This window comes from Kribbella orskensis, assembly GCF_004342085.1.
GTDB classification, from domain to species: Bacteria; Actinomycetota; Actinomycetes; order Propionibacteriales; family Kribbellaceae; genus Kribbella; species Kribbella orskensis.
The window spans coordinates 13,349-32,741 of record NZ_SLWM01000039.1; the positions used below are offsets into that span (position 1 = coordinate 13,349).

Here is a 19,393-nt window from a genome sequence, read left to right on the forward strand (position 1 = left end):
CCAGAGTTATGCGCGCCCCGAGCAGGCAGGTAGGGCCAAAGGTCCCCTGACGCACCGTGCGGGGTCGCGTCGCCGAGGTGGCTTTCGGTCCCGCCCGAGCCGAGGGCGCGGGCCTAGGATCGTCTCAAAAGAGGGGCGGGCGATCCTGCCGCGTAAGGGCCGCGACGTTGAGCCGGATCACCGCGAAGCCCTGCTCCAACGGACGGCCCACAGCGAAGCATGCAAACCCGCCGATCGCCGCGTTGTTGATCAGCCCGTCCACACGCAGGCCCGACAACGCGATCAAGACCTTGTCGACGCCGGCGTCGGTGGACAGTCTGCCGGCACGGTACGGGCAGCCACTTCGAGGTCGGTGCACCCTGCGTAACGACCCGAGAAGCTGCGCGCGTAGAGCGACCAGCAGCACCTCGAAGCCGTCTCGTGCGACCAACGAAGCCAGCTCAGGGTCGATCCCAGCAGAGGCCCCGGTGACCACCACAAGCCGACGATCCGCCTCCTCAGTCAGGCTCTACTCCGCCGGATCCCTTGGAATCCGGTCGTCGCTGAGCCTTGCCCGGATCAGCCGCGGAGCGTGCGCGTTCTCTCGATCGAGATGGACGTCGACCCCACCTCGTGGACGTCCGTAAGGGGATCCCTCAACGGACACCGTTCGGCTTGGCGCAAGAACGCGGTTGACGAGCGCCACAGGATGTCTCACATAGGGTGTCCGCTGATTTGTCCGGTGAGCGGGGGCTATCCGTTACGATCCGTGGCATGGCCGCGATCCTGATCGGGTACGCCCGCTGCTCGACCAACAAGGGGTGCCAGTAACCAGGGAGAGGCCGTACGCGTTGTGCAGCAGCGTCCGCTGCTGCTTCTGCTTCGCCTGGGTCAGTGTGCGGTGTGGTATGCGTCCCGGATGTGGCCGGGAACACGGCCACGGTCGGCGACCTCGTATCCGTTCTCGCGTGCCCAGGCTTTGATCTGGCGAGCATCCGGATCTGTAGCCCGTCGCCGGCGGGCACCACGCGGTGGCTTCACCGGCCGCGCCGCGGCGACGTACGCCACGAGCGTCCTGCGGAGTGCGGCCGCGTTCTTTGCTCCCAGGTCAATCTCGTACGACGTGCCGTCGAGCCCGAAGGGGACGGTTTCACCTTTGCCTGTGGGGATCTCCTTGCCGTCCAGGTCGTCGATGAGCCGGATCTCGGTGCGCTGGACCATTGCTGGTTCTCCTGGTGGTGGGGTGCTGCACTCAGCATCGGCTATGCCGCGCGAAGTTGCGATCAGGCGCGGCGAAACAAGGTCCCTCCGCAGTAGGGAGCGGATGGTGCGCGCGGTGAGCGAGCTGTCGTCGTATGCCCGCTGGCCGCTGGCACGACCGCCGTGCGGCCTCCGGGGCAGTTCAGGGTTGCCGACAGATCCGACGGCTGCGAGCAAGCCGCGGACCGGCCGTACGGATCCGCTGGGCTGCGTCGGTCTGGGCCTTGGGCCGCGTCGCTGGTCAGGCACTCGGTACTACCTGAAACCCAGCCACCTTCGACACTGACACGCTCGTGACGCGATGGTCTGCGGGGCGTAGGGTGCTGCGGCATGCCGAGGTTCGCCGCCTTCATCACCGCCGGGTTACGCAGCGCGAGCCACGCCACCCGGCTGCCGTGGCACGCCCGCACGGTCACCCTGATCTGTGTCGGCGCCGACGGCGTTGTATCGCAGGCCAAGACCGTCTCGGAGAAACGGGACCTGCTCGACAGGGCCACCGGCAGGGACCTCGTCCTGGTCGCCTGGCCCGGCCAATGGAGCCAGGACATCTACGTCGTCGACGACCGCAAAGCCGCCCGCGCCGCCCTCGATACCCCCTGAACATCTCGACCGACGGTGATCTCCGGGCGGGACGCCCGCGTTAGCGCAGGTCAGGCAAATCCGTTGGAAATTTCCCCGGTATTACTCAAACCCCGACGAAGTCGTGGTCTCGGTACTGGCTGGCCGAGGACCGGGTGCGCCGTGGAAGGAGGGGGTGTCAGCGGTGCTCCTCTCCTGGTGGGGGACCCTGCTTAGCGGGACATTCCCGCGCGTTGGTCCTCATGGGCCGTACCCCGGCAAGGATCGTCGCAGGCTGACGCGGCGAGGGCGGCCGGACCTCCGGCGACAGGGGTGGCCTTGCCTAGCTCCCGATGCGGCCACTTCTCCGGGTGTTGTACTTCTCCCGGATGCCGCCGAGTGGGCGGGGCGTCGGGACCGAAGGTCCCGGGAGCATCGGGGACAATGGCTCTATTCGTCGGTTCTTCCGGTGGTTACCTGGAACTGCAAGGTCGCTCGTGGGAGCGCCGGCGAGGAGAGGAGGCGAGCCATGAGTGGAACGCTGGAAGGAAAGGTGGTCCTGGTCACAGGTGGTGGATCCGGGATCGGCCGCGCCAGTGCACTGGCGCTTGCGCGGGAAGGCGCGGACGTCGTCGTGACCGACGTGGTCGACGAGGGCGGCAACGAAACGCTGCGTCTGATCGAGGAGGCCGGTGGGAAAGGCTTGTTCGTCCGAGGCGACGTCGCCGCCGCGGCGGACGTACAGAGGATCATCGGGGAGGTCGAAGCGCACTACGGTCGGCTCGACTGCGCCTTCAACAACGCCGGTATCGAGGGTGCTCAGGCGCCGACGGCCGAGTGCACCGAGGAGAACTGGGATCGGGTCCTGACCGTCAACCTCAAGGGCGTTTGGCTGTGCATGAAGTATGAGATCCCCCTGATGCTGAAGCAGCACAAGGGATCGATCGTCAACACCGCCTCGGTAGCTGGTCTGGTGGGGTTCCCGAACATCCCCGCCTACAACGCGTCCAAGGGCGGCGTGATCCAGCTGACCAAGACGGCCGCGCTCGAGTACGCCGAGGACGGCATCCGAGTGAACGCGGTCTGCCCTGGAGTCATCCGGACCCCGATGATCGAGCGGTTCATCGGCGGGTCCGCCGAGGCCGAAGCGCAGTTCGTGGCGATGGAGCCGGTCGGGCGGATGGGCACGCCTGAAGAGATCGCCGAGGCCGTGGTCTGGCTTTGCTCCGACGCCGCGTCCTTCGTGACCGGCGACGCCTTGCCAGTCGACGGTGGTCTGGTCGCGCAGTAGCCGCCGGCGCCAACGGAAGTGAGTAGACAAGCAGCGGGGCGGTCAAGCAGCGGGGCCGTCGATATGGCCAGCCCGACAACCGTGGTCGGGCTGGGCATAGCCGTCCCTGATGCTCTGCCTGGTCCGGGCTCGTGTGGAACATCCGCTCCTACCACCGATCGGTCTGAACGCCGAGTTCGGAGTGCGGACAGCGGTCGCGCATCACCCGACGGACCGACCTGTGTCGGACAGTGGTGGTTGGGCATCCGTGCGTAGGTCGTCCCGTGCGTGAGGTTTAGATGAGGGTTTGACGGTTTGGCTTCAGATGATCCTTGACACTTCCTAGGCCGTGTGGCCGTGTGGCCTTGTAGCGGGTCACCTCCTCGGTGTTGGTGCGGGGCACCGCGGCCAGCATGCTCTGGTGCTGGTCGAGGATGCGGAAGCGGGTGTCGTCGACCTCGGGGGTGACGGTCTGGCCGGCGTGCGGCAGACCGTCGTGCAAGCGTTGGCGCAGACCTGGAGCGCGCCGCGCGACGACACCGGCTGCATGCACCCCGGATCGGTCCGTCGGGGAGCTCAGGTGGTGGCCAGGCGACCTGCGCACCGCGCAGGCGGCCGCGGGTCTCGGGTCCGATGGGTGAGGCCAGGGTGCGCCACAGCCGGCCGTCGGCGACCACGTGCACGAGGTGTTCCTCCACCCGCAGGGTGACCCTCTGCCAGTCCAGCAGAAACCCGACCGGGCAGTTGCCGGCCAGTGAGACCAGCCGCAGGCGTTGACTGTGCGGTCCAGCTCGACCACCGCCCCACCTGCCAGGACACCAGGACCGGGTGGTGCCAGTGGCGCCGGCGGTGGGCCGGCCGGGCGGGCGTCGCCGCGGCGCAGCCGGGCCAGGTCCACCACCGAGAATCGCGACGGCAGCGTCTTGATCCGCACCCCGTCGATGCTCAGGTGCACGGGGTTGTATCGATTCCACAGCGTCACGGTCTGACCGGGCCGGGCCGGGCCGAGCCAGAACTGCTGCGGGCGCACCGCCAGGTTCCCGCTCACCGGCACCATCCGATCCACCTCGACCGCATCAACCCCATCCACGCTTGGGGCCGCAGCCGGCCGACCCTCGCACACTGGATCGGCGGCCATAGCGTCGGCCACGGCCTCGTCGAGGGGCCGCAGGTCCGGTGGCAGCCACAGCGGCAGCAGCGCATGCTCGGCCTCGGGCACCGGATGGAACCGCGAGGCAGGGGTGGCCATGCCAGGGCCTGGTGCGGACGCCGGGTGCTGTACTCGAGTGCGGCCGAGCCTTCGATCCACCACCGCTGTCAAGTCAGGCCGGGCACGAAGGCCCGTCGCGCTACCTGTTCGCGCGGGCCACGGCGCGTTCCGGACTGCAGGCCCAGGCCGCGGACGGCCCGGTGCCGGCAGACACGAAGTACCGGAGTACCGCGATGCCTGCCGGGTGGCCGGTCGTGGCGGGGTTCAGTCGGACTGCGGTGCTGCGAAGGTCTTGCTTCTGGGGGTCACGAAGGCGTGGACGAACCCGGCGATCGCCAGCAGCGCCAGCACTCCGGCGCCGATGAAGGCGACCACGGCGGCCTGGCCCGCCTTGGTGCCGAATTCGCTGAATCCGTAGGAGGTGAGCAGCAGGCCACGCAGCGTCTCGCCTTTGAAGACGGTGTCACGCTGGGCGGTGATTTCTTCGAGTTGCTTCTGCAGGTTGCCGAGATTCGGATCGTTGGCCTTCTCGGCGTCGGCGACCTTCGTGCGGAGCTCGGCCTGCGGCCCGCCGAGCTCGGCGTAGGTCGCGCCGTTGGCGGTCGACTTCAGGTGCAGGCCGATGAAGTCGTTGGCATAGCACTCAGCCTGCTTGCCCTTGGTCAACTTCTGCCCGGCGTTCTCGACGACGCATTCGGACTGCTTCTCCTCGTCGGTCAGGGTGTCGGCGTTCTTGAACGTGATGTTCTGCTGGCTCAGCTGGTTGGTCACGTAATCGTTCGCGAAGTTCGCGTTGTTGGTGAAAACGATGCCGATCACGAGAAGCAGGGCGGCAAGCACCAGCCCACCCACGCTGAACAAGATATCAAGCGTTCTTCGTTGCATAGGATTGCCTCCGGGACAAGGTGGAGCGCCGACAGGAATAGTGGCCTTACTGGAATCATGCGGGGACGCCTGCCGCGACGGCAGGGAGAAATGGCCTGATCCGAGGGACCAAAGTCAGGTCGATCGAAGGGCCTTCGTCACATTCCCAACCTGAGGGTTTCCCCCGCTGTCCAACGGGTTCGCCACCTGCACCGATCCCGAGGCCCTGCAGGCGATCTGTGACCGGCTCGGGCCGGGCACCATCGGCGTGAGTGAGTTGATCGAGCAGGTCCGGCTCGTCGTTCAAGCGGCCTCGCCGTGCACCTCCCAGGCACGCTGGTGGAAGTAGGACGGCGTCTCGCCGGCGATGTGCGTAACCGGCGGACCACGACGCCGTGGCCGTGGCGGCCGCGGACGACCAGTGGTGCGTCGAGCGCTGCCTTGCAGACGTGCTCGCTCGGCCGTCCCTCGACGACCCGCCGCTCTACGACTGGATCGAGGCGGCCGCCGACAAGCGCGTCCGGTGTTTCGTGCTTGATGTCCTCGGCTCGGCGCTTCCCGACAGGTTTTGTGAGCTGCCGCTGCCACCGCGGTGGATAAATTACCAGGGGATCCGGACGTCGACGACGCCGGTGACCGATCGGGCGATGGCCTCGGCGTCTCGCCGCTGCCGGTCGGTGACGGGCCCGTTGATGGTGACCACGCCGTTCGTGACGTCGACCAGCCAGTTGACGCCCTCAGCGCGGACTAGGCCGGTGACCTCGTAGCGGATCCGGTCGTCGGTATGCGTTAGCACGCGGACCAGGACGCTGCGGCTGACCACGCCGACGATCCGGCCGTTCAGCACCACCGGCAGGCTCTTCATCACGGTCGATCTCATCAGCTTGACAGCCTCGGTGACCTCGCTGTCGGCGCCCACAGTGACCGCGGGGTGGGTCATTAGCTCGCGGACCCGGCGGGTCGCCGGGACGCCGGCCAGCATCGGATCTGACTGCAGGCCGTCCGGGACCAGGGCGAGCAGGTCCGCCTCGCTCACCACCCCGACCACGATGCCGTCGTCGTCTACGACCGGCAGGGCGGTGATCTGGCACTCGCCCAGCAGCCGCAGGGCTTCGCGTGCCGTGGTGTATGGAGTCACGGTGATGGCCGGTGACGTCATCACTTCGCGTACCAGCATCATGACTGCCTCCTCGTCGTACCCGCCGGCGCAATCGTAGGCGGTGCCACTCTTGTCGTTCGGGGCAGCGCTCAGGCAGGTGCGCGTTCCTCAGCCTCGACGGGACTTTCGCCGCAGGGCTCTCGAGGATGAAGTCCTCAACCGTGTTCCCCTGCCGCGACACGTCGCGGTACAGCACGTGGCTGACCAGCAGGCTGCGGCGCGCCGGCGCACGGCGGGCAAGGGTCGCGATGTGGGTGAACAGGGTCATGATGCGGCTCAAACCGATGATCGCCGCGGTGGCGTCGTCGCACATGAAGGCGGCCTGCGGGGGCGAAGATCTGCGGCACGCTGGCACCGGCAGGCCCGCTCGGCCGAAGTCGGATGGCCAGCCGCCCGGCGGCAGTAGCGGATGCACGCGCGCTCCATTCTGCGTGGCCGTTCGCTGCATAGAAGGGACTGCGTTCGGCCCACCGTTTCGGGACCTACGGCCGGTCCGCCGACAGGAGGGACCGCGGTACATCTGAGAGATGAGCAGCGACGACAGCAGCAACCGATGGTTCGAGCCGGCGCTCTTCCAGCACCTGCCGCCCGAGGAGTGCCGAGAGCTCCTAGCCGCCAAATCCGTGGGACGGGTGGGCTTCAACGGCCCGGACGGTGTACAGGTGCTCCCCGTCAATTACGTCATCCACCAGCGCAGCATCGTCTTTCGGACTGCCGCCGACAGCGCACTGGCCAACGCGATGCGCCACAGCCGGGTCGCCTTCGAGATCGACGACATCGACGAGTTCCTGCAGAGCGGGTGGAGCGTCGTGGCCGTCGGCGACGCAGAGCTCGTCGACGACCCGGACACCCTCGTGGAGCTGTGGGGAGAGCAGGGTCCCAAGCCCTGGGCGGTCGGCCTGCGCACCCAGTTCGTGCGGATCACACCGATCCGTCTGACCGGCCGCCGCGTCCTCCAGCAATAGCCAACGACCACGCGGCGGCAACAACCGATGTTCGGTGAACCCGCGTCCGCGAGCAGCTGCCGGCGCCGAGGCGTGAACGCGTATTCCGTACCAACCGGCTGGTGTTCGGCCCGCCCACTCCCTCCTGTCGTTGGTGCGGTTGTTATTGCAGAGCCATTCCCGCCCAACTTTGGTGGAGGCTGTTCGCCAAGCGACGCAAGGTGTCGGTCCTAGGGTGTGTCGGGTGGGCAGGCAGTGTCGACGAGAACCTGGGCGGCTGCCTTCGCAGCGTGTGGGGTGGCGGGGTCGGCGTCGAGGACGCCGCCGGACAGGCCGCCGTCGATCAGCAAGGTCAGCTGCCGGGCGAGTAGGTCGGGGTCGGCGGCGCGGGCGCGGCGGGCCAGGTCGGTGACCCAGGCACGGACGACGTTCTTGTGCTCGACGGTGCGTGCGTGCACGTCGGTGCCGGCCCCGGACTCGGCCGCGGTGTTGATGAACGCGCAGCCGTGGTAGCCCTCGCGTCGGCAGGCCGAACTCAGGGCGTCGAACATCCCGACCAGCTGGGCGCGTGGGGCCTCGCCCGCGTCCCGCGCGGCGGCGCGGAGCTGGCCGAACCAGGCCTGGTCGACCTTGTCGAGGTAGGCCAGCACGAGGTCGTCCTTGCGCGGAAAGTGCTCGTACAACGGCGGCACCGGTGGGCATCGGCAAGGCCACCGCCGCCGGGCTCGCCGCCCAGGGAGCCCGGGTCGGAATCACCGGCCGGGACCGCGGCCGGGCCGAGGCGGCCGCGGCGCAGATCGCCCGCGAGACCGGTAACCCGGCGGTTGACGTGTTCGTCGCCGACCTGCCGGCCCAGTCCGAAGTACGCCGGCTGGCCGCCGAAGTCCTGGCGGCGTACCCGCGACTGGACGTCCTGGTCAACAACGTGGGCGGGACCTGGGCGAACCGGCACGTCACGCCCGACGGCCTGGAGCACACCTTCGCCCTCAACCACCTGGCGCCATTCCTGCTCACCAACCTGCTGCTGGAACGGCTCCATGCCAGCGCGCCCGCGCGGGTGTCACTGTCTCGTCCGGCGCCCAGGCGATGGGCCGGATCGACTTCGGCGACCTACAGAGCGAGCGCCGGTACTCGGGCCAGCGGGCCTACAACGCCTCGAAGCTGGCCAACGTCATGTTCACCTACGAGCAGGCCCGTCGCCTGGAGGGCACCGGGGTTACCGCGACCGTGCTGCATCCCGGCGTGGTGCGGACGTCGTTCGCCGCGGAGGACCCGTCGCCGCTCTACCGGGTGCTGATGCCGCTGGCGCGGCTGTTCATGAAGACCCCGGAGCAGGGTGCAGCCACCTCCGTCTATCTGGCGTCGTCGCTCGAGGTGGAGGGCGTCACCGGCCGGTACTTCGCCAACCGCAAACCGAGGCAGTCCAGCAAGGCGTCGTACGACGAGCCCGCCGCGGCCCGGCTGTGGCAGGTCAGCCTGATCTCGTCGGCCTCGGCAGCACCCGTCCACATCAGAAGGAGGCTGAGGACGGATGAAGCTCGGCGTACATGTCGTCAGCTTCGACATCGAAGCGGGCCCGCGGCGATCGGCCCCGCGCTGGCTGGTGTCGGACGAGCCGCGGAGGATGCTTGGTCGCTCCCGATCCCTGGAGGCCTCGAGCCCTATCCAGCCCCCAACACGCCGTCCGTGACGAGCGCCTCAACCACGCTCAAGTCCGAAGCCGGTTATCCGTACGCTGTGGAGTGTGACCGCGACTCTGATCGTCTATGCCCGCTGCTCCACCGACGAACAGGACCTGACCGCGCAACTCGGCATCTTGCTCGAGCTCGGCGTAGCGGCTACCGGATCTACCTCGACAAAGGCTTGACTGGCACCAACCGGCGCAGACCCGGCCTGGACCAGTCTCTCGCCGCGGTCCGCGCCGGGGACACCTTGGTGGTACCGAAGCTGGACCGGCTGGCGCGGTCGGTGCCGGATGCCCGCGACATCGGCGACACACCGCGGAGCGTGGGATCCGGCTGTCGCTGGGCGGGATCATCTACGACCCGGCTGACCCGATGGGCAAGATGTTCTTCAACATCTTGGCCACCTTCGCCGAGTTCGAGGTCGACCTGTTGCGGATGCGGACCCGGGAAGGGATGCCGTTGCGCGGGCGAAGGGCAGGCTCCGCGGTAAACAGCCCAAGCTGTCCGCCCGCCAGCAGACCCATCTGGTCGCCCTGCACGAGGCCGGCGATCACACGATCGCCGACCTGGCCGAGCTGTTCACTGTGTCGCGACCGACGGTGTACCGGGTGCTGGAGCGAGCGCGAACGGCGGCGGCCGGCCTGGGTGCCCGTCGAGGCGCGACTCGGGTGTCCGGATGGCGGGTGACCAATGACCCGCCCACGAATGCTCCGCGCGCTCGGAGACGTTCGTCCGGCAGGTCCGGCTCGACGAGAGCGCTGGCGCGGAGATTCGTACCGCGGGACGTACTCACGCTGGCAGTGCGGCAGTCAGCCGAACCCGCCGAGCTGAACGCGGGTCGACCGACAGAACGCAGGCTGTCAGGTGGCGGCCGGCTTCGCTGCGTCTTGGGCGTCGATGACGGCTATCGCGGCGATGTTGGTGATATCGGTCACGTCCGCACCACGACTCAGCACGTGCACCGGCTTGGCCATGCCGACCAGGATCGGTCCGATCGCTACGGCTCCGCCAAGGTACTGCAACAGCTTGTAGGCCACGTTGGCCGCTTCGAGGCTCGGGAATACCAGGACGTTGGCTTCGCCCACCAGGTCGGAGAACGAGTAGTCGTCGTCGCGCAGGGCGGGCGAGAGCGCGACGTCGGCCATCATTTCACCGTCGACCATCAGGCCGGGACGCCGCGATTTCACCAGCATCGTGGCTTCGGCCATCTTCACCGAACGAGGGTGTCTGGTGGAGCCGAAGTTCGAGAAGGACAGCAACGCTACCCGCGGCTTGAGCCCGAACCCGCTTGCCCGGTCGGCAGCCATGATCGCGATGTCGGCCAGCTCCTCGACCGTGGGATCGAAGTTCACCGTCGGGTCGGTGAGGACGACGGCACGCCCGTCCTCGGTGATCATCACGTACAGCCCGGCCACCCGCGAGACGTCGGGCGCCGACCCGATCACTTCCAGCGCAGGTCGGATGACGTCGGGATAGTGGTAGGTCAGTCCGGCGACGAAGGCGTCGGCGTCGCCCGCCTGCACCATCATGGCGCCGAAGTAGTTCGGCTGGCCCAGCAACGCGTACGCCTCACGCAGCGTGATTCCCTTGCGATGCCGTCTGTCGTGCAGTGCGGCGGCGTAGGCGTCGACCCGCTCGGACATGGCGGGGTCGACGATCTCGACGGGCACGGTGACGCGCAGCTCGTTCATCACCGACCGGATGACGGCCTCGCGCCCGAGCAGGATCGGCGCCCCGATGTTTTCTTGCTGGATCCTGGCTGCGGCCAAGATGATCTTGCGCTCCTCGCCCTCGGAAAAGACCACCCGCTTGGGCGCCGTCTGTGCCTTGCGGGTCACGACGCTCATCACCTCACGCCCACGCGTCAGCCGGTTCGCGAGCTGCTCGGTGTAGGTGTCGAGGGCGAGGGGGTTCCGCGCGACCCCCGAAGCCATGGCGGCTGCGGCCACCGCCGGAGCAACCCGAAGCGGCACTCGCGGATCGAGCGGTTTGGGGATCAGGTACTCCGGGCCGAACTCCAGGCGGTCGACGCCGTAGGCCCGCAAGACCGTGTCAGGCACGTCTTCCTTGGTCAGATCCGCGAGTGCCCGCGCGGCGGCGACCTTCATACCTTCGTCGATCGCCCGGGCTCGCACATCGAGCGCACCGCGGAAGATGAACGGGAAGCCGAGCACGTTGTTGACCTGGTTCGGGTAGTCCGACCGCCCGGTCGCCATCAGCACGTCGCCGCGGGCCTCCCGGGCGTCGGGGTAGCTGATCTCGGGATCGGGGTTGGCCAGCGCGAAAACTATCGGCGCTTCGGCCATCGACGAGACCATGTCCTTCGTCACCGTGCCGGCGACCGACAACCCGAGAAAGACGTCGGCTCCGTCGATCGCCTCGCCCAGCGTGCGCACCTCACGGTCGGTCGCCAGCCGTGCCTTGTACGGGTTCATCCCTTCGGCGCGTCCACGGTAGACCACACCCCTGGTGTCGGCGAGCACGATGTTGTCTCGCCGCATGCCGAGGCTTATGAAGAACTCACAGCAGGCGATCGCCGCCGCCCCAGCGCCGTTGACCGCCATCCGGACTTCGCCGATGTCCTTACCGGCCAGCTCGAGTGCGTTGAGCAACGCGGCCCCGCTGATGATCGCGGTCCCGTGCTGGTCGTCGTGGAAGACCGGGATGTCCATCGCGGCGGACAGCCGTTCCTCGATCTCGAAGCACTGCGGTGCGCTGATGTCTTCGAGGTTGATACCGCCGAAGGTCGGTTCGAGCGCCTTGACGATCCGCACCACGTCGTTCGGATCGGTGGCGTCGATCTCGATGTCGAACACGTCCACGTCTGCGAACCGCTTGAACAGCAGCGCCTTGCCCTCCATCACCGGCTTGCTGGCCAGCGGCCCAACGTTGCCCAAGCCGAGCACGGCAGTGCCGTTGGTGACGACGGCCACCAGGTTCCCGCGGGCGGTGTAGCGGAATGCCTCCAGCGGGTCCTGCTGAATGTCTCGAACCGGGACCGCCACGCCCGGTGTATAGGCCAAGGCGAGGTCGTGCTGGGTCGCGCACGGCTTGGTGATCGCGACCGTGATCTTCCCCGGCCGGCCGGCGGCGTGGTACTCGCGGGCTTCCTCTTCCAGCATGGCTGTTCCCCTATGATCGGTGGGCGCCCGTCGTACGGCAGTGCGCCGTTCCTTTCTATAGGGGCCGCGCCCCTATCTTGGCTAGAGCCCGACGGATCGACCTCGCGCCAAGCGACGGTCCACCCCGGATGGCCGCTGGCGGGCGACCCGGTCGCTGACGACGCTGACCTGCGCCATCCTCGCCGACGTACCCGCACCAGCGCCATCGCCGCAGCACCCCGATGGACAGCGGTGTGAGGAAAGCAGCGAGTGTGACCGAGACGGCGGTCCTCGCTGACCGCGGCCAGCTCGGCGGCAGGTCGAGGTGCTGCTCACCGTCGTCTGGTGCCGCTGCAGGACGCTGGGTGGGTAGCGCGGGTGCCCTTCAGTAGCACCTCGGCTGATGCTCGGCTCCGCCGACCGCAGCGCCCGACCGGCCCGCGCCGCACCGCGATGGGTAGTGCCGTTCCCAGGCCGTTGCCGTCGCTTTGCCAGGCCGGGGGAGAGGTCAGGGCTGGTCGGGTGTTCGGGCGCTGTGGTCGCCGCAGATCCAGACACCTCTGCTGTACGTCCAGCCGTGGCTCGCGAGCCACCAGCCGGCGGTGCCAGGCACTTGGTCCGCCTCGTCCGCGGCCGCGAGTTCTCCGCCGAGCATCACCGTTGCGCCGCACAGGCTGCACATCACGATCTGGGCCTGGTGCGGTTGGCAGCGTTCGCAATGCCAGCGCTCGACCAGCTCGGCGGGCCGGTCCGGATCGGGCAGCAGCCAGATGGCGTCGAGGCCTTCGCGGTGCAACTGGAGTTCGCGTGCGTCGGTGGGCCGGTGCCCGCACGTCGGGCAGGCCGACGACTTCGGGGGGACTCGGCATCGGCAGCCCACGAGCTGTATGAGCGGCCTGGATCACCGGGGCAGATTCAGTGGCCGGCAGCGCCGCTGGGGAACCTCCCAGCTCGGGCAGGTACTTGTAGATCGTCGAGCGGCTGACGCCGAGCAGTTTGGCGATCGAGGTCACCGAGTGATCGGGCTCGGCGAGGAGCGTTCGGGCCGAGCGCATCTGGTCTGGTGTCATCGCTGGAGGCTGGCCGAGCCGTGTGCCCCGCGCTCTGGCCGCGGCCAGGCCTTCGTGTGTGCCTTCCACGATGAGCTCGCGGATGAATTCGGCGAGCGCGGCGAAGATGTGGAACACGAGCCGGCCGCCGGGGGTCGTGGTGTCGATCGCCTCGTGCAGGGATCGGAACCCGACACCGTTGCGCCGAAGGTCCCCGACGATATTGAGGAGGTCCTGCAGCGACCGGGCCAGCCGGTCGAGGCTCGGTACGACGAGCGTGTCACCCGGGCGCAGGTAGGCCAGGCAGGCGATGCGCTCCGGTCGGTCGGCGTCGCGGCCGGACTGCTTGTCCGCGAACACCTTGCTACACCCGGCCTCGTTCAGCGTCAGCAACTGCCGGTCGAGGAGCCGGCCGTGGGTCGACACCCTGGCGTACCCGACCGAGGCGCCGGTGAGGACCGCGGGTTCGGCTGCGAGCAGGTCGGGCACGGTCACAGGGGTCGCCATGACCGCGCCTGTACGAGAAACGGGCAGCGCCAGGTTGTTGGACACTCCGACTTTGCAACATGTTTTCTCGACACTCAGATCCCGCATGTCGGCTACCGAGACGACCCAGAAGTGTGGTGGCGAGAAAACGATCGATTCGACTGGGATGCTGCAAAGTCAGGGTCTGCATTGTCCGGTAACGATCGTTCACGAGACACTCTGAGAGCTGGGCGACGTTCAGCCGGGGGCGGTTGTAACGAATGCCGTGTACGCGGCAACGTCATGTCCTCGGGGGTTCGCGATACAGTCCGCCCCATGCGAATCGGTTACGGGCGGGTTTCTACCCGCGACCAGCACCCCGAGGCCCAACACGACGCGCTCCGCGGGGCCGGGTTGCGATGAGGTGTTCATCGACAAGGCTTCCGGGAAGCTGGCACGCCGGCCAGAACTGGACCGGGCCTTGCTGTCGGCCAACCGCAAGGGCGACCAGTTGGTCATCACCAAGTTGGACCGGCTAGGCCGATCCCTCGAGCACCTGATCGAGTTGTCCAAGGACCTGCAAACGCGGGGCGTGGACCTGGTCGTGCTGGACCAAGGCATCGACACCTCCACCGCGGTCGGGCGAATGTTCTTCCAAATCCTGGGCTCGATCGCCGAGTTCGAACACGCCCTGATGTCGGAACGCACGATCGACGGGCTGGCGGCCGCGCGGGCTCGAGGCCGTACCGGTGGCCAGAAACCCAAACTCGGCGCGCGGCAGGTGGCGCTGGCGCGGCAGATGTACGAAGAGACCGGGAATGACGGGAAGCGGCGTTACACGGTCGCCCAGATCGCTGCAGAGTTCGGCGTCACCCGGCCCACCATCTACCGTCACCTTTCAAACGCCAGCTAGCGATTCAGATAAGCGGCTCCACCCTTCCACTGCAGGCAGGTGTAAGCCGAAACCCTTGACCGCTGGACACCGTCGGCGCACGCTGAAAAAGGCCCATGCGGCTCGCCCGCGCCTCCAGCCGCGCCCAGTTCGCCCGAAAGGAGCAGGAGGATGCGCCGAGTCTCAATCCTCGGCCTCGCGGCACTCGGTTTGGCGTTTGTGGCCACACCTGCAGTGGCGGCGGGTCCGACCGTCGAGCAGTTCAGATTCGTCGGAGTAGACGACGACCAAAGCGCCGAGCTTACGGCCGACTGTGGGTTTCCCGTGACTGTGACCGTCGACGCGCACGAGACACACCTTCTCTTCGACGACGGAACCTTCCAAGCACTCATTCACTACAACGCCACGGTGACCGGTGCGGGCGGCACTCTCGTGCTGAACAACAACGTGAATGAGGTCGACTCTTCTGAGTCGTTCCGCGCTGCTGGGACTCCGCTCCGAGTCAGCACGATCGACGGAAGGACGCTGGCCAAGCAGGCGGGACTGCTCATCTTCCGGTTCGCCGACGGCACCTTGACGTTCCACGGATCGCTGCGGCCCGCTGAGGGGTTCTCGTTCTGCGAGGCACTGCAGCAGCAGGCGCCGTAACTGCCGGGCGCATGATCCCGCGAGCGGCCGCGCTAACAGGAGCGGCGTACTGCGGTAGACGACTGTGGATCGCGGAGCAGAGATCTGGTCGAGTGCAAGCGCGGGACTGATCCTCAGTCGACCGTCGCAGTCGACTTTCGCTCGACTCGTAATGAGAAGGTCGTCTCCCGGCACGAGTTCAACTTCAGTCCATCCCTCTACGCCGACCCGTCACGCGCAGAGGATGTCCAGATAACGATCGATTCTCGACACTCGATCGGGATGGAGAGCCAACGTGTTCATCAGTAGCTCGACGCCCGGCGGCCCGCCTGTTCGGGAGGGCCGGTGATGGGTGTCCGCGCGGGGACTTGACCCTCGGGCAACGGGCCTCGAGCAACGGTTTCCTAAACCGCGTGTGGCCCGGGACCATCGCCGCGGCGACGGTGAACCGCCGCTGAATTTGAGTTTGTGTCAATACCTCTGAGGTCGTGCTTGGTGGTGACCGGGGGGAGACGTGCGGGCGGGTGTTCACGCGGGATTGTCGTGGCATGACTACTACTGAGGTGTTTCGCCGGTCTTCGGCGATGAGGTTGGTGTTGCCGGCCGGGGTGGGCGCTGCTGCGGTGGCGGTTAGTGCTGTGCTGCCGCAGGAGGTGCACTACGACAAGGGCATGGCCCCGCTGTGGGTGCCCGCGGTGGCTGCTGTGTTGGCTGTCTGCTCGGCCTTGTTGACGGCCAGGCGCTTGGTTCTGGTTTGTGGTTGGACAGCCGCGGTGCTGTTCCTCTGGGCGGCAGGGGGAGTGGTACTGGACGCGTTCCGGGCGTTCTACTGGGCGACCGGAATCCCCGCGGGTGACTTTGCCCAGGTGGATTGGCCTGGGGCGCTCCGCCGGTTCGTCAGCCTGCTCGCTGCGGCTGCTGTCGGTGCCGGGACGCTGCGCTACCAGCGGGCTACCTCAGACGGACGGGCACCGCGACAGTGGGGAAGCAGTTGGCTCGGCTATGCCGCGTTCGCAGTCGGCTTCCCGTATCCGATGCTGAAGCTGTACTGGTCTCTCGGTGGTTCCATTGCGAGGCCTGCTTTCTACACCGAGGGATTCCCGGTGATGGAGCTGGTCTGCCTGGTCGCTGGTGCCGCGCTGTCTCTGGCTCTGGCTCAGTCCTGGGGTCGGCGGTTGCCTCGCAGGCTTGTCCTGGCTCCTGCCTGGTTCGCTACCGCAGCACTGGTCAGCATGGCTGCGCTGATGGTCTTCGGCACTGCTAGCCAGCTCCTAGGCATCACCGACGGGCCTGTCGACTTCGGGGACACGCAGAGCCTGGTTGCTGTCGGCACGGTGTATCTGTCCTGGCTGGTCTTCGGTCTGACACTTGGTGGAGCGACGCTGGCCTTTCAGCGAGCCACTGGGCCCGTTGATCGGTGAGACTGGCTCTTGTGCGTACCGATGCCCTGCTGGTCTTCGTGGTCGGCGTGCCGCTTGTAGTGCTGTCCTCGGTGGTGGCCGCGCTGTCGGTGCCTGGACCCCGAGCCGTCGCGCTTGTTGCGGCGGCTCTGGTCGCGCATGTAGCACTCGCGTTCCGCCGTGCCCGTCCGCTCATCTCGCACGGCGTAGTGTGTGCCGCCTTCGCCTGTCAGACAGCAGTGACCGGCCTGTTTCTGGTGATGCCGTCTGTGCTGGTGTTCCCCCTCTCGCTGTTCGCCTGTACTGCGTACGGTTGGCGGTGGCTCGGGTTGATCACTGGGACTGTAGGCGCGGGCATAGTCACCATCAGATTCACGTACGACGACAGCGTGCGTACGGCCGAGCTCGGCCCGAACCCCTGGATGTTGTTCGCCCTGCTGCTGGCGGTGGTTGCCGCTGCCTGGAGCATGGGGTTGTTTCGGCGGACACAGCTCGCCTACACGCACTTGCTGGAGGACCGGGCCGAGCAAGCAGCGGCCCGTGCAGTCCTGGACGAGCGGACCCGGATCGCTCGCGAGATGCACGATGTGGTGGCGCATTCCCTGTCGGTGATGGTGAATCAGGCCAAAGGCGGCCAGTACGCGCCCGATCGTGCCGCCGAGACTCTGGCTGTCATCGAGGACACCGGGCGCCGCGCGCTGACGGATATGCGCGGCCTGCTCGGCGTGCTGCGAACCGGCCCCGCCGAGCAGCTGGCACAACCCACGCTGGCGGAACTGCCGGAGCTCCTTGCCCGGGTACGTTCCGCGGGATTACCCGTCGAGCTGGTCGAGCATGGCACGCCTGGAATGTTGGGCCGGGGCGCCGAGCTGACGGCGTACCGGATCATTCAGGAGGCGTTGACCAACACGGTCAAGCATGCAGGTCAGGCGAAGGCCGTGGTGACGTTGAGCTGGGAGGCTGCGACGCTGGTGGTCACGGTCGTTGATGACGGCAACGGCCCGGCGGCGGAACCGGGCGATGGGCACGGGTTGTTCGGGATGCGGGAGCGGGTGGCGGCGATCGGCGGGAAACTGACCACAGGTGAGGGCCCGAAGGGTGGGTTCCGGGTCGAGGCGCAGATCCCGGTGGAGGGGCGCGCATGATCAAGGTCTTCATCGTCGACGATCAGGATCTGGTCCGGATTGGCATGAAGATGGTGATCGACGCGCAGCCGGACCTCGAGGTCGTCGGCGAGGCCGCGGACGGGGGCCAGGCGCTGGAGCAGTTGGCGGTCACGGCCGCCGATGTCGTGCTGATGGACGTACGGATGCCGCGGATGGACGGCGTCGAGGCGACCCGGCGGCTGCTGGCCCGGCCCGGCGCCACCAGCCGCGTCATCATGCTGACCACCTTCGACCTGGACGAATACGCCTTCGCGGCGCTCAAGGCTGGCGCGTCCGGCTTCCTGCTCAAAGACGGCACGACCGACGAGCTCCTCGCCGCTCTTCGCACCGTGCACCGAGGGGACGCCGTGATCGCCCCGTCGACGACCCGGCGTCTGCTCGACCACGTCGCACCCGACCTGCCCGCGGCGCACGGACCTGACCCGCTCGCCCCGCTGACCGAGCGGGAACGTGAGGTCTTGCTGCACCTGGCCCAGGGCCGGTCGAACGCGGAGATCGCGGCGGAACTCTATCTGTCCGAAGGCACCGTCAAGACCCACGTCGGCCGGGTCCTCACGAAACTCGGCCTGCGCGATCGCGTCCAGGCCGTCATCTGGGCCTACGAACACCGCCTCATCCGACCTAGTTGACGCCGGAACCAGAGGTTTGTAGCGAGTCGCGCTTCGCTTTGGGTCAGGCGCTCTAGTTTGATGTGGCGGCCGCTGGCATGGTCGAACATGCGGACACCGTCGCCGAGCATTACCGAGGCGATGCACACCAGGATCTCGTCCAGGGCGCCGGCTTCGGGCACTGTCTGGCGATGTTGGCGCCGAGGACGTTGACGTACTTGTCGCCCGCGGCCACCTTCGCCTGCGCGAATCGGGTCCGACGATGCACGGGGCGGTTGGCGTCGCCATACCGGTGCGTCGCGCGGGTGAAACTGCAGCCGTCCTGAAGATCTCCTTCCCTCATCCCGGCAATATCGCCGAACCGAGGGCGCTCGCCACCTAAGCAGGCCGTGGTGCGATGCGGCTACTAGAGCGCGATGACGCGGGCCCGCGGCCGCACCGGCGGCCCGCCCCGCCAAACTCACCCCGCACCAGTTCGATCAGGCCCAGCGCCTGTACGACACCGGCGAACTGACCGTCGACGAGATCGCGACCGCCTTCAACGTCGGGAGAGCCTTGTACCGCTACCTCAGCCCCGGCCCACGGCGACTGCGCGCTGGTCGTCCACCGCAACAGCAGACCGAAGGTCGATGCCGACACGAACCGCCGCTTCGGCGAAACCGGACAGACGAGACAGTGCAGATGGAGGCCGACAGGAAGTGGTGGAACGTCGCCCCCGCCCGACAGCCGCGGCTCAAAGCGATGGTGTTCGTCGTCGACGGCGTCGTCACCCGAATCCGCGGTGTCAACCCCGTCGAAACCTGGAACAAGGACGACGATCGCGGCTTCGCCGACCTAACACTCACCAAGCCGCTCAAGGACAACGCCGAGGTCGACAAGCTGGTGCCCAGCCTGCCGATGCCTCGGCGACCACTGGCCGCACGTTCGCGGGAAGATCCGCGAGTACCTCAAGAGGCGCGTGCGAGAACCCCATGGACCCCGAGTGGCCCTCTTGGAGAGCGGGATGTGGTCGGCACCGAGATCAACCACATCCCGCCCGAGTCCGTGACGGGCTTCGGGTAATGGGCCCGGAGTACATCCGGCTGTCCGCCATCGGGCCCGAGGATCAGTGGGCAGAGCTGCTGAGGCATGTTGGCCGACTGCGAGGGTAGGGCCC

Annotated in this window: 20 protein-coding genes and 2 pseudogenes; 13 read left to right on the forward strand and 9 right to left on the reverse strand. The window is 67.6% G+C overall.

The genetic code is table 11. The annotated features are described in order from the left end of the window. Nucleotides 1–124 precede the first annotated feature (124 nt). Together EV644_RS42100 and EV644_RS42105 are read right to left on the reverse strand one after the other, a co-directional pair. Entirely contained in the window at nt 125–478 is a 354-nt protein-coding gene (locus tag EV644_RS42100) for an SDR family NAD(P)-dependent oxidoreductase (protein ID WP_158293097.1), read from the reverse strand. A 392-nt stretch (nt 479–870) separates the two neighbouring features. Next, nucleotides 871–1,200 (reverse strand): histone-like nucleoid-structuring protein Lsr2, encoded by a 330-nt coding sequence (locus EV644_RS42105; protein WP_132197107.1) that lies wholly within the window; start codon nt 1,198–1,200, stop codon nt 871–873. Nucleotides 1,201–1,569: 369 nt separating this feature from the next. On the opposite strand from EV644_RS42105, the gene EV644_RS42110 reads away from it, so the two are divergent. Together EV644_RS42110 and EV644_RS42115 are read left to right on the forward strand one after the other, a co-directional pair. Continuing rightward, a complete protein-coding gene (locus EV644_RS42110) occupies nt 1,570–1,839 on the forward strand; it encodes a hypothetical protein (protein WP_132197105.1) in 270 nt (89 codons plus the stop codon). Nucleotides 1,840–2,326: 487 nt separating this feature from the next. Continuing rightward, nucleotides 2,327–3,088, forward strand: coding sequence for an SDR family oxidoreductase (locus tag EV644_RS42115; RefSeq protein WP_132197103.1), 762 nt, complete (start codon nt 2,327–2,329; stop codon nt 3,086–3,088). Nucleotides 3,089–3,362: 274 nt separating this feature from the next. On the opposite strand, the gene EV644_RS42120 is transcribed toward EV644_RS42115, so the two are convergent. From EV644_RS42120 to EV644_RS42130, 3 genes are all read right to left on the reverse strand, one after another. Further along, nucleotides 3,363–4,316, reverse strand: coding sequence for a hypothetical protein (locus tag EV644_RS42120; RefSeq protein WP_132197101.1), 954 nt, complete (start codon nt 4,314–4,316; stop codon nt 3,363–3,365). Nucleotides 4,317–4,541: 225 nt separating this feature from the next. Next, a complete protein-coding gene (locus tag EV644_RS42125) occupies nt 4,542–5,129 on the reverse strand; it encodes a hypothetical protein (protein WP_199240348.1) in 588 nt (195 codons plus the stop codon). Between the two features lie 613 nt (nt 5,130–5,742). Then, nucleotides 5,743–6,321, reverse strand: a complete 579-nt coding sequence (locus EV644_RS42130; protein ID WP_132197097.1) for a CBS domain-containing protein — start codon at nt 6,319–6,321, stop codon at nt 5,743–5,745. A gap of 506 nt (nt 6,322–6,827) precedes the next feature. Here EV644_RS42130 and EV644_RS42135 point away from each other — a divergent pair. Continuing rightward, complete coding sequence (locus EV644_RS42135) at nt 6,828–7,265, forward strand: pyridoxamine 5'-phosphate oxidase family protein (RefSeq protein WP_132197095.1); 438 nt, start codon at nt 6,828–6,830, stop codon at nt 7,263–7,265. A 209-nt stretch (nt 7,266–7,474) separates the two neighbouring features. Here the strand turns inward: EV644_RS42135 and EV644_RS42140 are convergent, their stop codons facing one another. Continuing rightward, nucleotides 7,475–7,927 (reverse strand): TetR/AcrR family transcriptional regulator, encoded by a 453-nt coding sequence (locus tag EV644_RS42140; protein ID WP_199240349.1) that lies wholly within the window; start codon nt 7,925–7,927, stop codon nt 7,475–7,477. 11 nt (nt 7,928–7,938) lie between these two features. Here EV644_RS42140 and EV644_RS42145 point away from each other — a divergent pair, with 11 nt between their 5' ends. Next, the gene (locus tag EV644_RS42145; RefSeq protein WP_199240350.1) at nt 7,939–8,541 is read left to right on the forward strand and encodes an SDR family NAD(P)-dependent oxidoreductase; all 603 of its coding nucleotides are present in this window, start codon (nt 7,939–7,941) and stop codon (nt 8,539–8,541) included. Nucleotides 8,542–8,596: 55 nt separating this feature from the next. Here EV644_RS42145 and EV644_RS45830 read toward each other — a convergent pair whose 3' ends face one another. Next, nucleotides 8,597–8,755 (reverse strand): hypothetical protein, encoded by a 159-nt coding sequence (locus EV644_RS45830; RefSeq protein ID WP_199240351.1) that lies wholly within the window; start codon nt 8,753–8,755, stop codon nt 8,597–8,599. A gap of 233 nt (nt 8,756–8,988) precedes the next feature. On the opposite strand from EV644_RS45830, the gene EV644_RS47405 reads away from it, so the two are divergent. Together EV644_RS47405 and EV644_RS47410 are read left to right on the forward strand one after the other, a co-directional pair. Continuing rightward, the gene (locus tag EV644_RS47405) at nt 8,989–9,111 is read left to right on the forward strand and encodes a hypothetical protein (protein WP_255511476.1); all 123 of its coding nucleotides are present in this window, start codon (nt 8,989–8,991) and stop codon (nt 9,109–9,111) included. Further along, a pseudogene (locus EV644_RS47410) lies at nt 9,108–9,179 on the forward strand (hypothetical protein); the annotation flags it as partial. The gene EV644_RS47405 and the pseudogene EV644_RS47410, both read left to right, overlap by 4 nt. A gap of 610 nt (nt 9,180–9,789) precedes the next feature. Here the strand turns inward: EV644_RS47410 and EV644_RS42155 are convergent. Next, on the reverse strand, nt 9,790–12,051 hold the full coding sequence (locus EV644_RS42155) for an NADP-dependent malic enzyme (RefSeq protein ID WP_132197093.1): 2,262 nt from the start codon (nt 12,049–12,051) through the stop codon (nt 9,790–9,792). 311 nt (nt 12,052–12,362) lie between these two features. After that, nucleotides 12,363–13,586, reverse strand: coding sequence for a recombinase family protein (locus EV644_RS42160; RefSeq protein WP_132197092.1), 1,224 nt, complete (start codon nt 13,584–13,586; stop codon nt 12,363–12,365). 382 nt (nt 13,587–13,968) lie between these two features. Here EV644_RS42160 and EV644_RS42165 point away from each other — a divergent pair, with 382 nt between their 5' ends. From EV644_RS42165 to EV644_RS46980, 7 genes and pseudogenes are all read left to right on the forward strand, one after another. After that, complete coding sequence (locus EV644_RS42165; protein WP_241999419.1) at nt 13,969–14,457, forward strand: recombinase family protein; 489 nt, start codon at nt 13,969–13,971, stop codon at nt 14,455–14,457. Nucleotides 14,458–14,760: 303 nt separating this feature from the next. Then, nucleotides 14,761–15,084, forward strand: a complete 324-nt coding sequence (locus EV644_RS42170) for a hypothetical protein (RefSeq protein ID WP_132197090.1) — start codon at nt 14,761–14,763, stop codon at nt 15,082–15,084. Between the two features lie 527 nt (nt 15,085–15,611). Then, on the forward strand, nt 15,612–16,484 hold the full coding sequence (locus tag EV644_RS42175; RefSeq protein ID WP_132197088.1) for a hypothetical protein: 873 nt from the start codon (nt 15,612–15,614) through the stop codon (nt 16,482–16,484). Nucleotides 16,485–16,495: 11 nt separating this feature from the next. Continuing rightward, nucleotides 16,496–17,608 (forward strand): sensor histidine kinase, encoded by a 1,113-nt coding sequence (locus EV644_RS42180; protein WP_132197086.1) that lies wholly within the window; start codon nt 16,496–16,498, stop codon nt 17,606–17,608. Then, nucleotides 17,605–18,258, forward strand: a complete 654-nt coding sequence (locus EV644_RS42185; RefSeq protein WP_132197084.1) for a response regulator — start codon at nt 17,605–17,607, stop codon at nt 18,256–18,258. Before EV644_RS42180 ends, EV644_RS42185 begins: the two co-directional genes overlap by 4 nt. Nucleotides 18,259–18,696: 438 nt before the next feature. Next, nucleotides 18,697–18,798 (forward strand): annotated as a pseudogene (locus EV644_RS48045) (hypothetical protein); the annotation flags it as partial. 120 nt (nt 18,799–18,918) lie between these two features. Next, on the forward strand, nt 18,919–19,299 hold the full coding sequence (locus EV644_RS46980) for a hypothetical protein (RefSeq protein ID WP_241999418.1): 381 nt from the start codon (nt 18,919–18,921) through the stop codon (nt 19,297–19,299). Nucleotides 19,300–19,393: the final 94 nt, after the last annotated feature.